The 15,720-nt window shown below is 56.9% G+C and carries 10 protein-coding genes; 6 read left to right on the top strand and 4 right to left on the bottom strand.

Going from position 1 to position 15,720, the window contains the following annotated elements; genetic code table 11:
* Positions 1-532: 532 nt before the first annotated feature.
* Positions 533-1,966, top strand: a complete 1,434-nt coding sequence (locus AB1S50_RS13555; protein WP_367151342.1) for an aldehyde dehydrogenase family protein — start codon at positions 533-535, stop codon at positions 1,964-1,966.
* Between the two features lie 648 nt (positions 1,967-2,614).
* On the opposite strand, the gene AB1S50_RS13560 is transcribed toward AB1S50_RS13555, so the two are convergent.
* Positions 2,615-2,956: a PadR family transcriptional regulator gene (locus AB1S50_RS13560; RefSeq protein ID WP_455363753.1), complete on the bottom strand. Its 342-nt coding sequence runs from the start codon at positions 2,954-2,956 to the stop codon at positions 2,615-2,617.
* A gap of 626 nt (positions 2,957-3,582) precedes the next feature.
* Here AB1S50_RS13560 and AB1S50_RS13565 point away from each other — a divergent pair.
* On the top strand, positions 3,583-4,092 hold the full coding sequence (locus tag AB1S50_RS13565) for a DoxX family protein (RefSeq protein WP_367151343.1): 510 nt from the start codon (positions 3,583-3,585) through the stop codon (positions 4,090-4,092).
* Between the two features lie 179 nt (positions 4,093-4,271).
* On the opposite strand, the gene AB1S50_RS13570 is transcribed toward AB1S50_RS13565, so the two are convergent.
* The 3 genes from AB1S50_RS13570 to ppsR form a co-directional block, all read right to left on the bottom strand.
* Positions 4,272-4,556 carry a hypothetical protein gene (locus AB1S50_RS13570; protein ID WP_367151345.1) on the bottom strand — a complete coding sequence of 95 codons (285 nt, stop codon included), beginning with the start codon at positions 4,554-4,556 and terminating at the stop codon, positions 4,272-4,274.
* A 146-nt stretch (positions 4,557-4,702) separates the two neighbouring features.
* Positions 4,703-6,064: an aminodeoxychorismate synthase component I gene (gene pabB, locus AB1S50_RS13575; RefSeq protein ID WP_367151347.1), complete on the bottom strand. Its 1,362-nt coding sequence runs from the start codon at positions 6,062-6,064 to the stop codon at positions 4,703-4,705.
* A 72-nt stretch (positions 6,065-6,136) separates the two neighbouring features.
* On the bottom strand, positions 6,137-6,964 hold the full coding sequence (gene ppsR / locus AB1S50_RS13580; RefSeq protein WP_367151348.1) for a posphoenolpyruvate synthetase regulatory kinase/phosphorylase PpsR: 828 nt from the start codon (positions 6,962-6,964) through the stop codon (positions 6,137-6,139).
* Between the two features lie 141 nt (positions 6,965-7,105).
* Here ppsR and ppsA point away from each other — a divergent pair, with 141 nt between their 5' ends.
* The 4 genes from ppsA (at position 7,106) to AB1S50_RS13600 (ending at position 15,554) form a co-directional block, all read left to right on the top strand.
* Positions 7,106-9,469 carry a phosphoenolpyruvate synthase gene (ppsA, locus tag AB1S50_RS13585; protein WP_367151350.1) on the top strand — a complete coding sequence of 788 codons (2,364 nt, stop codon included), beginning with the start codon at positions 7,106-7,108 and terminating at the stop codon, positions 9,467-9,469.
* Positions 9,470-10,008: 539 nt separating this feature from the next.
* Positions 10,009-10,575 (top strand): L,D-transpeptidase family protein, encoded by a 567-nt coding sequence (locus tag AB1S50_RS13590; RefSeq protein ID WP_367151352.1) that lies wholly within the window; start codon positions 10,009-10,011, stop codon positions 10,573-10,575.
* Positions 10,576-11,067: 492 nt separating this feature from the next.
* The gene (locus AB1S50_RS13595) at positions 11,068-13,317 is read left to right on the top strand and encodes an acyl-CoA dehydrogenase (protein ID WP_367151353.1); all 2,250 of its coding nucleotides are present in this window, start codon (positions 11,068-11,070) and stop codon (positions 13,315-13,317) included.
* Positions 13,318-13,358: 41 nt separating this feature from the next.
* On the top strand, positions 13,359-15,554 hold the full coding sequence (locus AB1S50_RS13600; RefSeq protein WP_367151355.1) for an acetyl-CoA hydrolase/transferase C-terminal domain-containing protein: 2,196 nt from the start codon (positions 13,359-13,361) through the stop codon (positions 15,552-15,554).
* Positions 15,555-15,720: the final 166 nt, after the last annotated feature.

Raw genomic sequence — 15,720 nt, forward strand, 5'->3', positions numbered from 1 at the left:
CTGCTGAAGCGAGGTGCTGCGAATCCAGCTTTCCAGGATTGCTGCATCATGAGCGGTAATTGTAAAAACGTCCGGAGTATCCATGGGGCAAGTATACATGAAATCAAATCACGTAACCTTATTTTCCGCATAGCCCACTAGTCCAGCCTACAGTCGTAAAACTCCTCTTCCGGTAGAATTATAGGGATTGTCCATGGATATTCTATAGGCTATTCGAGCAGAGTAGGGCCTGCACACTTTGCTCAACTGTATTGCGTCAATCTCTTGGGTCTGCTGAGGACCGTCACTGCCTGGTTTCACTCTTTGGGTGCGATCGAATCTTTCATGGATACCGATTCGTTTGTCAGCCGGTCTCACTGGACGTTGTGCCCTCGATCTAATACGGATGTGGGGGCGCCTGGCTTGCCGGGAGGTAGCAGGCTCCCCGGTTGCTTAAAGTCCGTTCATCACCTATACACTCGAAATACCGTGAGAGGGGATTCCGGCGGAGGCAAATCCCACGACAAGAAACCATAGGTTGAAAGGAAACCCTATGCTGCAGAAAGCTTACCCCTACTATCTAGCTAATGAGGCTGTATACGCCAACGGGGAATTGGAAGTTATTGACAAATACTCCGGAAATTTGGCGACCCGGGTGGCGATGGCGGATACAGATGCCATCGATAACGCGATCACTTGGGCGGTGAAGGCTGAAAAGCCTATGGCACAGCTGCCACCTTACCGGCGCCAGGATGTTTTAAAGCACTGTGTACAGCGTTTTCAGGAGAGATTTGAGGAATTGGCGGAATCCCTGTGTATCGAGGCGGGCAAACCTATTCACGATTCCCGGGGGGAGGTGAACCGCCTGATCGATACCTTTCGTGTGGCATCCGAGGAGGCTGTACGTATAAATGGTGAGATTCTCAACCTGGAAATCTCAAAGTTATCTGTAGGGTATCGGGGTTTTGTCAAGCGGGTTCCGGTTGGAGCCTGCTCCTTTATATCACCGTTTAACTTTCCGTTGAATCTGGCTGCGCACAAGGTGGCACCGGCCATTGCATGCGGCTGCCCATTCGTCTTGAAACCTGCGAGCCGGACACCGATTGGCGCGCTGATTATTGCCGAGACTCTGGCCGAAACGGACCTGCCTAAAGGCGCTTTTTCCGTGCTGCCCTGCCATAGGGAGGGCGCCGAACTTTTCACGGTAGACAACCGCTTTAAGCTGCTCAGTTTTACCGGTTCTCCGGCGGTGGGCTGGGATTTAAAGGCCAGGGCAGGGCATAAGAAAGTGGTATTGGAATTGGGAGGCAATGCCGCCTGTGTGGTCGATGAAAATACCGATCTGGACGATGCTGTTCAGCGCCTGATTTTCGGTGCCTTTTATCAGTCGGGACAGAGTTGTATCAGTGTACAGCGAATCTATGGCCATAAAAGTATTTACAGTGAATTGAAAACGCGCCTAGTGGAGAGTGTTCAGAAACTCAGGAAAGGGGATCCAAAAAAGGAGGATACCTTTATCGGCCCGATGATCTCAGAGGGCGAGGCGGAGCGACTGCAACGCTGGGTGGATGAGGCGATTGCGACGGGAGCCAGGCTTTTGTGTGGTGGCAAGCGCGATGGCGCTATGCTGGACCCGACCCTGCTGGAAAATGTGAGTCACGATTGTGCTCTGGTGCAACAGGAGGCTTTTGGTCCGGTGGCCGTATTGGAGTCATTTGACAGCTTTGATGAGGCGCTGGAGAGGGTAAATGACAGCGCATTCGGCTTGCAGGCTGGAATTTTCACCAGGGATTTGTACAGGGCGCAAAAGGCCTGGGACAGGCTGGAGGTGGGTGGTGTCCTGATCGGAGAGGTTCCCAGCTGGCGCGTAGATAATATGCCCTATGGTGGAGTCAAGGACTCCGGCCTTGGCCGGGAGGGGATACGCTGGGCTATTGCGGATATGACGGAAGAGCGATTGTTGGTGATACGGACTGCGCAAATCTAGTTTAATGGGTTTCTTCAGTCTTTATTTGCAGGCTGATAAAGCTGAGTAGATCCTCGACCGTCACTAAAAATCTAGGTTTGGTGATTTTATTGGCAATAGATTTACCGATGTGTTTCTGGCCACGGGTAGTTATTGGAATATTTCATAGTCCGGCACGAGCGGGTGGTAGAGAGTCGGCAAATTTGTCGTGTTGGTAAGTGAATTCCGTTTCTTGGGTGCTGATGCAGATGGCACTACGGATATTTTAAGAAAAAGCGGTGGCGCCAAGTATGTATCTTGACCCGGCACCACTAGATGGCAGCTACTCAATACTGATATGTGGTCCTTTCCAATACGCTGATCGTCGATTTTGACGGCGATGGTTTTACCGATGTCCTCAGGATCAACTATTATGGTTGGGATTTGAGCATATTGGGCCATGCACCTTGGGAGTGGGCGAAGAAATTGACTTATTTACTCACGAAAATTTTGCGTGTAGAGAAATTTAATAATGATGGGTCCGCCGATATTCTTGCTCTTTACCATTCAAAATGGCACAAGATTTATGCAAGACCAAACGGTCCAGGTAACCTAAGGAACGTCTGAATAACTCAACAATCGCTACGGCAGTATCAGCTAATGGGCTGCCGGCACCGCTTATGGTAGAGATCAACTGTCTTGAATAAGCTCTCCAAATAACTCTTTGACTTTGATCTTGGCGTCTTGGAGTGCGGTGCGCCCTTTTCCGGTGATGGTGTAAACACGTCTGGGCGCGCGTGCACCACTTTTGGTGCTGGAAATCAAATAGCCTTTTTTTTCCAATCCGTGCAGCATGGGGTAAAGGGTGCCAGCACTAATATTGTATCCGTGTCGCTGTAATTCCTCTATGATCCCAAGGCCAAATACAGCTTCTTTATCGGCATGATACAGAATATGTAGGCGAATCAGGCCGCCGTATAGATCTTTGTCTGTCACCTTTTTCTTTTGCCATTTTTTGCTCTCAGTTGGCAATCTATAGCCAGCTGAACAAGGTTTCGGGATTTATGTAGGTTCAAGCTGTGAGGTTCAGGCCGCTACCCCTAAAAACCCAAGCCATCCCAGCCCTACTATCATAACAGTCGGAAGTGTGCTGCTGCTCCAATAGCGGGGCCGGGGGCATTGTACTTGCCGGGCGCTGCGCACGCATCGCTGTCAGTATAAGGCATGGAGTCGCACTTGGACGCGCCCATTTTGCAGGATTGTCGGCAGCTGAGCTATTAGCACAGCGAAGGGTGGAAGCGCTGTGATGTTGCAGCGACTATGGGGCTTTGCTAATGTATCGAAATTCGATATTATCTTAAAGAGACAGCCCGGAGTATGCGAGCTGCTATGCATACCCGATGCCACTGCTTATGTAGTGACAGCCTTAAGGCCAATGGGGACCTAGTCGGTAGATGAGCAATCTGTGCTAAACCGTGGCTGGACGGGTGCGGAAAATTACCCGGTCGATTTCAGCAGACAGGTCTGTTGCTAACTGGTGATTTGGCCATTGGAAAAGACAGTGGGGTCTGGGTGTCAGGGCGATTTGTGTCACCCGTCCCCTGCAGTAGTAAATAGTCAATTTGGCAACCGTAAGCTTCATCCTGGGAGGGATTAAGGTGAATACTCTATTGTTCGGCGGGCACAAGGCAAAGTCTTGCGACAACGCTACCATTTTCATCCGACTGGCGGTGGGCCTGGCTGTTTTCTTTCCCGAGGGGCTGCAAAAAGTGATGTTTGCCGACATTCTTGGAGCGGGGCGTTTTGCACGGATCGGCATTCCCGAGCCGGAATTTTTCGGCTACTTCGTGGGAGTTGTTGAAATTCTGTGCGGCTTGATGATTATTTTTGGAATCGCCACACGCCTGGCGACTGTCCCGCTGATTATCACTATGTGTGTTGCACTGGTATCCACTAAGCTGCCAATCCTGCTGGGGCACGATTGGTGGGTCTTTCATGTAAGAGAATTGAGTCGTTACGGGTTTTGGAGTGCCCAGCATGAAGCGCGAACTGATATGGTGATGCTGCTGAGCCTTGTATTCCTTTTTATAGCGGGTGCCGGGCGCTGGTCGGTGGATCGCTGGTTGTGGCGCAATCAGAAGCATGGAAATGGGGCTAACACCATTTAAGCGGAGGTTACAGCTTATATCGGGGACAATGCCGCTTCAGGGTGAGCGGAGCTGAAGGGTGGGGCAACCTGGCCCAAAACGGGTTGATGAGTAGAGTTGGATCCGGGCGGGACAGGGTGTCATATGCCAGTTCCGTCTGGGGTCGGAGAAGGCCTGGGGAAATGGCACTCGAGGACGAATCAGGCAGCGACACTAGCCGGTAAAACTTCTTTTACCAACTTGAAGTAGACGGTATACACTTCCGGCTCCCGGCCTTCCCGTTCCACCAGGAAAAAGGGTGCCCGGTCGACCCCATACTCTTTCGCCACCCGCATCCCGGGGCTTTGCGCATCGCGCGAATCGGCAATCAGGGTTTGATCGATAAAACGCATCTGGTCGTTGTCTTCCAGTTTGCGTTGCACGTCCCTGCACTTGGCACAGGGTGAGCCATCAGCCAGTATTTTTTTGACCAGGGTAATCTTCACACTGAATCTCCGAGTGTCACCGATTGATCATTCCCACCAAGAAGAGGGAGTCCACACGGGAGACGGAAATCTAACAAAAATATCAATAACCAGGAAATATCAAAAAAGGATACTTTTATAACTTTTAGATGTATCCACTGGGTGGATTAGGGTTCCTGGGCGCCCGGTGAGGATGGAAGCTGTTCCAGTGTGTCCAAAAGCATGCGCACCTTGTGCAGGCATTCGCGGTATTCCGCCGTCGGGTCTGAATCCGCCACTATGCCGCCGCCGGCGGCGCAGGTCAGCTGTTTGTCATCGGCGCTAAAGGTGCGAATCGCGATATTGGTGTCGGCGCGACCGCAACTGCTGATATAACCGAGAGTACCGCAGTAGGCCCCGCGGGGGCTGAGTTCCAGCTGGCGGATTATTTCCATGGCCCGCCGCTTGGGTGCTCCGGTGACCGAACCGCCGGGGAAACAGGCGGCCATCAGGTCGGGGAAATTGCAGTGGGTGGGGAGTTCGCCGGTGACCGTGCTGACCAGGTGGTGCACATTGGCGAAGCTGGCCAGTTCAAACAGCTGTGGTACCCGCACGGTACCGGGCCGGCACAGCTTGCCGATATCGTTGCGCAGCAGGTCCACGATCATCAGGTTTTCCGCGCGGTCCTTGCGGCTTCTGGACAGTGCAGTGGCTACTTCCCTGTCCCGTGCCGGGTCCGGGTGGCGCGGCGCCGTGCCTTTGATGGGCTGGGTCTGCACCCCTGCGCCGGCGGCGCCGATGAAGCGCTCCGGGGAAAGGCTTAGCAGGTAGCCCTGGGGCAGTTCCATATAGGCGGAAAAGGGGCCCGCAACCCGCTCCCGCAGGGCGAGATAGGCACGAAACAGATCCCCTTCATAGGGGGCCGTGAAGCGCTGGGTAAAGTTGGCCTGATAGATGTCGCCAGCGAGGATGTAGTCGAGGATCTGATGGACTTTCTCCTCGTACGCCGACTGGTCCAGCTCAGCGCTGAAGGCGGACAGCAGCCGGAAAGGGCGGAGTTTCGGCGCCTGCTGCCAGGAAACGGTGGAAAAACGGGCGATGACTTCCCGAATCTGCAGTTGGGTACAGACTGGGTGAAATACCAGGTGAGAGGCCCGCAATTTGTGATCCACTACCAGGGCCCAGCCATAGAGGCCAAAAAAGCCTCCGCCCAGCTCTGTTGGGCGTGAGTCTGCAGGGAGGAAGTTATCGCGCATACCCAACTCGTAGCCGGCATAGCCGATGGCGCCTCCGCAAAATGGCAGTTGGGCGTCGCCTTCGACGGGGCTCAGTTCACACAGCAGGTCGTCCAGCTGGGTAAAAGGGTCCAGGGTATCCCAGGCCAGCGACAGGGTCTGAAGCGGGTCGGCGGCGAGGATGTCGAAGCGCCCCCCGGGTGCCTGCGGCTGGCCGCTGTCCAGCCACACCGGTACCGGCATATCCGCAATGGCCTGGAATGCCATGGCGGTATTGACGGAGTAGGGCAGGGAGACAATCTTCAGTGAGTTCATCTTGGCATCTGTGGGGCCCATTGCCGCTGTCAGTCGGCGGTCTGGCCCTGGCTCAACAAAAAGGCGGCTACTTTAACCGAAACGGCGCTCAATGCCAGCCTGGGACATCAATCTGGTGGCTAGTTCCTCTACCGATAACTGAGTGGCGTTGAGGAAGGGTATCTGCGCCCTGCGCAGCATCTGTTCCACCTGCCGAACCTCAAATTCACACTGTTCTAGGGAAGCGTAGCGGCTGTTGGCGCGCCGCTCCTGGCGAATCTGCATCAGGCGGCGGGGATCTATGGTGAGACCGAACAGTTTGTCGTGGAATGGCCGCAGCACCCTGGGCAGGGCGGTGGAGTCCATATCCTCCTCGGTGATGGGATAGTTGGCCGCCCGCAGGCCGAACTGCAGGGCCATATACAGGCAGGTGGGTGTTTTCCCGCAGCGGGACACCCCCAGGAGTATGACATCCGCCTGTTCAAACTCGCGTACCCGCCGGCCATCATCGTTGTCCATGGCGAAATGGACCGCTTCGATTCGCTCCGAGTAGCGGCGGTCGTCGGCGATGCCGTGGGACACATTGACCATTTGCGCCGGATCCCGCCCAAACAGTTTGGCCAGCGGGGTCAGGTAACTCTCAAACACGTCCAGCATCAGTGCGGAACTGCAGTGTAGTTGCTGCCGGATATGGTCGGACACGATGCTGGTGATCATGACCGGCCGCAGCCCAGATTCCGCGGCGCACCGCTCTATGCGCTCCAGCGCCCGCTGCACCTTGTCGGTGGAGTCGATGTAGGGCAGGGTGACCTGCTCCACCTTTTCCCCGTGGAACTGGGCCAGGAGGCTGTGCCCTATGGCCTCTACCGTGAGGCCGGTGCCATCGGAGATGAAAAATACCGAGCGCTTTCTTTCTGTCATGTGGGTTACTGGCTTCCAATAGCCGCCGCCGCGGCAGCTTGTAGATTTTTTACAACATTTTGTCAGTTTTTCGGGGGGTATGTTTTACAAACCCCTTCCTTATAATCGACCGCCTCAATTCCTGCTGCTGAGGGCTTGCACTTGACGAACTTCACGCTTGAATTCGCACATCTGGGCATGGGCGACGTCGACAGGGTCGGGGGCAAGAACGCCTCTTTGGGAGAGATGATCTCGGGGCTGGCCGGGGCCGGCGTCGAGGTCCCGGGGGGCTTCGCCACCACCGCGGACGCATTCCGCACCTTTCTGGCCGGTGATAACCTGGAGCAGCGCATCGCCGACCGCCTCCTGTCTCTGGACGTTGCCGATGTTACCGCATTGGCGGAGGCAGGGGAGGAAATCCGTGGATGGATCCTGGCCACTCCTTTTCCGGCGGGGCTGGAGCAGGAGATCCGGAGCGGCTACGAGTCGCTGGGCGGCGGCGAGACCGCTGTAGCGGTGCGCTCTTCGGCGACGGCTGAGGACCTCCCGGATGCATCCTTCGCCGGCCAGCAGGAAACTTTTCTCAATATCCGCGGCATCGACGCGGTGCTGCAGGCGGTGAAAGAGGTCTTCGCATCTCTCTATAACGACCGCGCCATTGCCTACCGGGTCCACTCCGGTTACGCCCATGCGGGCGTGGCACTGTCGGCCGGTATCCAGCATATGGTGCGCAGCGAGACCGGCGCCGCCGGGGTGATGTTCACGCTGGACACGGAGAGCGGATTTCGCGATGTGGTGTTTATCACCTCCGCATTCGGTCTCGGCGAAACGGTGGTTCAGGGGGCTGTGAACCCGGACGAGTTCTATCTGTATAAGCCGGCCCTGAAAGCCGGCCGCCCGGCAATCCTGCGCCGCAACCGGGGCAGCAAGGCCATCAAAATGGTATATGGCGAGAGCGGCATTGGGGGTCGGTCGGTGCAGACAGTGCCGGTGGCGGAAGAGGACCGCCAGCGCTTCTCCCTCTCCGACGAGGACCTGACCAGCCTGGCGATGCAGGCCTGTCGGATCGAGGAGCACTATGGCCGGCCGATGGATATCGAGTGGGCCAAGGACGGGGACAGCGGCAAACTCTATATTGTTCAGGCGCGCCCGGAGACGGTTTGCTCGCAGCGGCAGGGTACCAGTATCGAGCGGTTTCATCTGCGGGAGCGCGGCGAAACTCTGTGCGAGGGGCGGGCGATAGGCCAGCGTATTGGTGCCGGCAAGGTGCGGGTGCTGGAATCGCCCGGGGACATGGCCGCGATGCAGGATGGCGAAGTGCTGGTTACGGATATGACGGACCCGGACTGGGAACCGGTGCTGAAAAAAGCCAGCGCTATTGTTACCAACCGCGGCGGCCGCACCTGCCACGCAGCCATCATTGCGCGGGAGCTGGGTATTCCCGCTGTTGTAGGTTGCGGCGATGCGACCCAGGTGCTCAGGGATGGCACTCCCGTCACCGTCTCCTGTGCAGAGGGTGACACGGGGCTGGTGCTGTCCGGAGAGCTGGATTTCGAGCGCAAGGAAACCGAGGTGGGAGCCATGCCGGACCTGCCTTTCAAGATTATGCTCAATGTGGGCAATCCGGATCGCGCCTTCGCTTTTAGCCAGCTGCCGAACACCGGTGTGGGGCTGGCGCGGCTGGAATTTATTCTCAATCGCATGATCGGAATTCACCCCAAAGCCCTGTTGGAACTCGACCGGCTTCCCGAGGACCTGCAACAGTCAATCCGCGCGCGCATCGGTGGTTACGCTTCACCGGAAAATTTTATTGTGGAAAAGCTGGCGGAGGGTATCGCCACCCTGGCGGCGGCATTCGCACCCAAGCGCGTGATAGTCCGCCTGTCGGATTTTAAGTCCAATGAATACGCCCACCTTGTGGGGGGGCAACTGTACGAGCCCAGTGAGGAGAATCCCATGCTGGGCTTTCGCGGCGCGGCCCGCTATCGCTCCGAGGATTTTCGCCAGTGCTTTGCCCTGGAGTGCCGGGCACTGAAAAAGGTCCGCGATGAAATGGGGCTGGACAATGTGGAGATTATGGTGCCCTTTGTGCGCACGCCGGCGGAGGCCGCAGACGTAATCGAATTGCTTGCCGAAAACGGCCTCAAGCGGGGGGAAGCCGGCCTCAAAGTGATTATGATGTGCGAGTTGCCCTCAAATGCGCTGCTGGCGGATGAATTTTTACAGTATTTTGACGGTTTCTCCATCGGTTCCAACGACCTCACCCAGTTGACACTGGGCCTGGACCGGGACTCCGGCCTGGTGGCGGAACTGTTCGACGAGCGCAATCCGGCGGTCAAAATGCTGTTGTCGAAGTCCATACAGGCGTGCAAAAAGGCTGGAAAATATGTCGGCATCTGTGGCCAGGGGCCCTCGGACCACAAGGATTTTGCTCGCTGGCTGATGGACGAGGGTATCGACAGCGTATCCCTGAACCCGGATACGGCCGTGGATACCTGGCTCTTTTTAGCCGGTGAACAGGGCTGAGGCTACTGTAGAAGCGGTCTTTTTAGGCCGCTTTAACTTTTTTGAACCCTGTTTGCAACACTATCTCTCCCACCGCAAGATGGTCCCGCCCGGGGCGCTAAAACGTCAATTTTGTTCCATTCCCCCATTTGGCTGCGACTGGTTTTCAGTCTAAGAACATTCTTCAGATTCCTATCAGCAGGCTCCCAGAGAATTATTCGGTCTAACTGCTCGGGCCACAGGCAATAGAATCGAAATAACTGTCAGGCCAAAAGGAAAAGCCAGCGTTGGTCCGTACCGGCCCGCACCAGGTCGCCGGACAACATATCAGGTGCGCCGGGACTTTACAGCGAAGCCTGTGAACAAAACACAGGGGCGGGTTACGACAGTTTCCGAGAATAATGTAAACAGCCGCGATATTTTACTACGACCCGAAACGCCATTGGGCTATCGGGTTGTGGGGATTCAGCCGGGGACATCTCCGTCATGCGGGATCCCTGGGAGTCAGCGGCCGGGTCGGGTAGGGGAAGGACCGTCTGACCAAGTAGGTGAGGTGACTTATGTATGCAATCCGGCAAACGTGGAGTCCCGTATTCTATGTATTGTGCCTGTTGTTCATCGCCGCACTCCTTACCCCGGTGCCAGCCGCGGCCAAGCCCGCAAACTGGTTCGATGAGGCCGCGGCGGCGAACTCCGGGGGGGCTCCATCAATCAAGATATCCCTCAGCCAGCAACGGGCCTATTTTTACAAAGGCGGTCGGTTGGTTGGGGTATCCAAAGTATCCTCGGGCAAAAAAGGCTATAGCACCAGACCCGGCCACTTTCGCGTACTGTCCAAACACCCCCGCCACCGCTCGACCGTTTACGGCAGCTATGTGGACAGAAACACGGGGCGTGTGGTGAGGTCAGACGTGAATACTCGTAAGCATCGCCGGCCGCCCGGAACCTATTACCGCGGCGCCAAGATGCATTATTACATCCGCTTTAACGGTGGTATCGGCATGCATGCCTCCGGCAATGTGCCCAACTACCCGGCCTCCCACGGCTGTGTGCGGATGCCGCCACATATGGCGCAGAAATTCTATCGCTATGCGCCGGTGGGTACGCGGGTGCGTGTCGTTTGGTGACCGGCTCGGGTTTGCGACACAGGTGCGCAAACCCTCCACTGCAAACCAAGCAGTTACACGCTTGGCTTGCGGTCCGAACATCTGAGTTCGGGGTCGCAGGCTGCTGGAAAGAAATTCTCAGCAGCCTGCTGGGATTCGCGAGCCCGACGACATAAATACGCCTTGTCCCGGCACTGGATGGCTTTATTAACGCCGGGGCAGGTGGCGGAATTTTCACTTTTCGATGTTTCCGGGTGACGCTTGTTCCCACTGAAAATCCGGTTATGATCCTTTTGTCGGACCGGGAATTTCGAATACGGCCTGCCTGACATGGGTACTACTGGCGCTTCAATCCTTGTGAATAGCTCCATAATTCTCACCGCGTGTCACCTATGCTAGAGGGTATGGACGGCGGGGAGGGAAACTCCCGGCCCGGTATGTGAGCGCCGGGACCACTGGGGTCGGAAGCTTGTTAATCTGCCGCTTCGGCAGCCAATCACCTGGAAACTACCGATGAGCGATCTGCGCAAGAAATGGATCACCAGTCCGCTTCTCAATTTTATCAAGAAGGTTTTGCCGCCCATTTCGGAAACGGAGCGGGAGGCGATGGAAGCGGGGGAAGTCTGGTGGGATGCGCAGCTTCTGTCGGGCCATCCGGCGTGGGATCAACTCCTGGGCATGGGGCCGCCGTCCCTGAGCGAAGAGGAGCAGGCCTTTCTCGATGGCCCCACAGAAGAACTCTGTCGCATGATCGACGACTGGCAGATCAGTTTTGAGGATCGCGATATCCCGCAGGAGGTTTGGACTTTTCTTAAAAAGGAGCGGTTTTTCGGCATCATTATTCCAAAGGAATACGGTGGCCTGGGGTTTTCTCCCACGGCCCACGCGGAAATCGTTACCAAGATATCAACCCGCAGCACCACCGTAGGGGTCACGGTGATGGTGCCAAACTCCCTCGGCCCCGGCGAGCTGCTGGCGGCGCACGGCACCAAGGAGCAAAAAGACTATTACCTGCCGAGACTGGCGGATGGCCGCGAACTGCCCTGTTTCGGGCTCACCGGTGTCGAAGCCGGTTCCGATGCCGCATCCATGACCGATACGGGCATCGTCTGCTACGGGGAATATAAGGGAGAGAAGACCCTGGGCATGCGGGTGAACTGGCACAAGCGCTATATCACTCTGGCGCCGGTGGCCACTATCCTGGGGTTGGCATTCAAACTCTACGACCCGGACCACATTCTGGGTGAAGAGGAGGAACTGGGCATCACAGTGGCCCTGGTGCCAACCGACACCCAGGGGGTCACCATAGGCCAGCGCCACCTGCCCGCCATGCAGGCGTTCCAGAATGGTCCCAACTGGGGCAAAGATGTTTTTATCCCCATGGAGTGGATCATTGGCGGACGCGAGAATGTGGGTCGCGGCTGGCAGATGCTGATGAGCGCACTGGCCGCGGGACGCGGTATCTCCCTGCCATCGCTTTCCACTGGTGGCGCGAAAATGGCGGCCAGGCTGACTGGCGCCTACGCGAGAGTCCGCGAGCAGTTCGGTATTCCCATCGGCAAGTTCGAGGGGGTGCAAAGGCGCCTGGCGGAAATCGCGGGCATTGCCTATGTGCTGGATTCCGCCCACAAGACCACTACCCGGGCGCTGGACGACGGTCTCAAGCCAGCGGTGGTTTCCGCCATAATGAAAGCCCACGCCACCTGCGGTTTGCGCGAAGCCATCAACGATGCGATGGATATCCACGCCGGCAAGGCGATTATGGACGGGCCCTTGAATTACCTCGGTAACCCCTATCGCGCAATACCGGTGGCGATTACGGTAGAGGGTGCCAATATTCTCACCCGTAGCTTGATGATCTTTGGCCAGGGCGCCATCCGCTGTCATCCGTATCTGCTGGAGGAGATGTTCGCGGCGGAGAACCCGGACCGCGAGGAGGGTCTGAGGCAACTGGATAAGCTCTTGCCAAAGCATATGTGGTTCCAACTTAAAACCCTGGGGCGCGGTGTTTTTCACGGCTGGACCGTCGGGCTTTTTGCCAGCAGTCCCCGGGGCGTGGGTTCCGCGGCCAAGTACTATCGCCAGCTCAACCGCTATTCGGCCATTCTCACGTTGGTGACGGAAATATCCCTGATGTCCCTGGGTGGAGAGCTGAAGCGGAAGGAGCTGATTTCGGCCAGGTTGGGGGATGTACTCAGCCAGCTGTACCTGCTCAGTTCCACCCTCAAGCGCTTCAAGGACGACGGCAGTCCCGATGCAGACAGGCCGCTGCTGGAGTTTGCCATGCGCGCGGGGCTGCACAAAATCGAAGTGAGTCTGCTGGAGGTGTTCCAGAACTTTCCACATAGATTCCTCGGTCAGTTGATGCATTTTCTCACCATGCCCTGGGGCCACAGTGTGCACACTGCTTCGGACCGGCAGGCGCGCGCCTGTGCGGAATTGCTGATGGAGCCCTCGGAGACCCGCGACCGCCTGACTAAAGGCGTGTTTCTCGGCAATCCCGGTGATGGTGTGGATATCGTTGAACAGGCATTCAATAGCGTCTGTGCCACCCAGTCGGCCCGCGACAAGATGAAAAAGGGCGGGATACGGCCACTGAACCGCGACGCCATCCAGCAGGCTCTGGATGCGGCGCTGATCAACGAGGAAGAGGCCGCATCTCTGAGAGAAGCTGCGGACGCGGTATACCTGGCCCTGCAGGTGGATCACTTCGATCACCTGAGCCCCTGTGGGGACAGGGCCAAACACGAACAGCTGGGTTAGCCGGCAGGCAATCAGGGCAGGGGGCAAATAGGGGTTTTTTATTGGACAGGCAACCGCTTCGCCTCAACAGCGCAACCGCAGCCGTGGACGCCGTGCTGGAAAAACTCGGCAAGCGCGTGGTCCTGGGGCTGCCCCTGGGCCTGGGTAAAGCCAATCACTTCGCCAATGCACTCTATGCGCGCGCGGCCGAGGATCCCTCGATTTCCCTGACCATTTTCACCGCGCTGACGCTGGAGCGCCCGTCGGGAACCGGCGAGATAGGGCGGCGTTTCACACAGCCGCTATTGGATCGCCTTTACAACCAGTACCAGGAACTTGCCTATACCCAACCGCGGCACAGGGGAAAGCTGCCACCCAATATCCAGGTGTGCGAATTCTTTTTGCTCACTGGTGCATTTCTCCACAACGCGGAGGCACAGCAGAGCCATGTGTGCGCCAACTACACATTGGTGGTCCGCGATCTGCTGGACCGGGGTGTCAATGTGATCGCGCAGATGGTGTCGCCGGGGGCCGGGGGCGATACCTTCAGCCTCAGCTGCAACCCGGACCTGACTCTGCCCCTGTTGCGGGAAACCCGCCAGATACCCGACTACCAGTTGCTGGTCGTGGGCGAGTCCAATCCGCAACTGCCCTATTTGACAGGCGACTGTGAACTGCCGGCGACGGAGTTCGACCTGATTCTGGAGGGGGAGCAGTTTGATACGCCGCCTTTCCCGGTGCCGTCGCTGCCGGTGAGTTTGACTGACTACGCCATTGCACTGCAGATTTCGACTTTGATCGCAGACGGCGGCAGTCTGGAAATTGGTATTGGCACTCTGGGAGATGCCATCTGCCATGTGCTCGGCATACGCCAGACCGATAATGACTCCTATCGGCGCCTGTTTACAGCGGTGAATGCCGATGACAGCCTGATGCTGCGCGAGCGCCTCCCGCCGCAACTGGAGTCGTTTATCCGCGGGCTCTATGGGGTCAGCGAAATGGTGCCGCAGGGGTTCCTGACCCTGCGCCGCAATCGTATTCTGAAACGGGAAGTGTTTCCCGATGCGGCTCTGCAACAGCTTTTGGATGAAGAGAAAATCACCACAAAGGTAACGGAGGATACACTGCTGGCACTGCGTGACTGCGGGCGTATTCAGGCGCCCCTGACCGTCGAGGACACGGAATTCCTGCAGCGGCTGGGAATAGTCGACCCCAGTTACAGTTGGCGCGGCCACAAGTTGCTGACCGCGGAGGGGGAGGAGGAGGAGTGCGATCTTCACAGCGAACACGGTCGGCGGCGTTTGCTGGGTCGATGCGCCAATGAAAAATTGCGTGGGGGAGTGTGGCTCCACGGCGGCTTCTATCTCGGGCCGGCAAGTATGTACGCGGAACTCAGGGATATGGCGCCGGCGAAAAGGGCCGGCATCTGCATGACGGCGATCGACTTTATTAACGACCTGCAGCGAGATCGCACGCTGAAAGTGGCCCAGCGTCGCCAGGCACGGTTTGTGAACTCGGCGATGATGGTTACCCTGAACGGCGCCGCTGTCTCGGACGGCCTGGCCGACAGCCAGGTGGTCAGTGGCGTGGGGGGGCAGTACAATTTTGTCGCCCAGGCCCAGGAGCTTCGGGACGGTCGTTCTATTCTCGCTCTCGCCAGTACCCGGGAGAGCGGTGGTAAAGTCACCAGCAATATTGTCTGGCAGTATCCCCACACCACGATCCCACGCCATTTGCGGGATATTGTAGTGACCGAGTATGGTGTCGCAGACCTGCGCGGCAAAACCGACCGGGATGTGATGGTTGCGATGCTGTGCATCGCGGACTCCCGCTTTCAGCCCGAATTGCTGCAGCGCGCCAAGGCGGCCGGCAAAGTCGAGCGGGATTTTGTGATCCCACTGGAATTTAGTGCCAACAGGCCGGATAGAATCACCGCCGCATTCGATGAACCCCAATACCTTGGTCTTTTGCCGTATTTTCCTCTGGGTACGGATTTCAGCGAGGAAGAGGCAATGCTGGCGGTTGCCCTAAAGCAGCTCAAGGCGGTGGGCAACCACTGGTGGAAAATGTTGCCGCTGATATTGGATGGGCGCAGAGTGAGACGGGACCATTCAGAAAAAAACCAGCCTATCCATCGTTGCCTCGAGCGAATGGATTTTGAGTATACGGACACCTTTGAGCACCGATTGCTGGCCTGTGTGGTTGCCGGAGCATTGTACCGCTATATCGACCGGGAAAGACCCCTGTGCGGGAGCTGAGCAGTTTCCAACGGCAATATTAGCCCGGTAACCAAATAACCTGCAGAGTGAATAATGATTCGTTGAATTTCATACTGATTTAAATTCAAAATCTTCAAGGTCCAACTCTCGCATAAATCTTCTTTTTCTATTTATCATCATTGTTAAGAGAAAATAAAAATTAATA

The sequence above is a fragment of the Microbulbifer discodermiae genome (assembly GCF_040742695.1).
Classification (GTDB): Bacteria; Pseudomonadota; Gammaproteobacteria; order Pseudomonadales; family Cellvibrionaceae; genus Microbulbifer.

Excerpts from the sequence above, each read along its gene's own strand:
- AB1S50_RS13555 (WP_367151342.1), top strand. The coding sequence starts at position 533 with ATGCTGCAGAAAGCTTACCCCTACTATCTAGCTAATGAGGCTGTATAC.
- pabB (WP_367151347.1), bottom strand. The coding sequence starts at position 6,064 with ATGAACTCACTGAAGATTGTCTCCCTGCCCTACTCCGTCAATACCGCC.
- ppsR (WP_367151348.1), bottom strand. The coding sequence starts at position 6,964 with ATGACAGAAAGAAAGCGCTCGGTATTTTTCATCTCCGATGGCACCGGC.
- AB1S50_RS13590 (WP_367151352.1), top strand. The coding sequence starts at position 10,009 with ATGTATGCAATCCGGCAAACGTGGAGTCCCGTATTCTATGTATTGTGC.
- AB1S50_RS13595 (WP_367151353.1), top strand. The coding sequence starts at position 11,068 with ATGAGCGATCTGCGCAAGAAATGGATCACCAGTCCGCTTCTCAATTTT.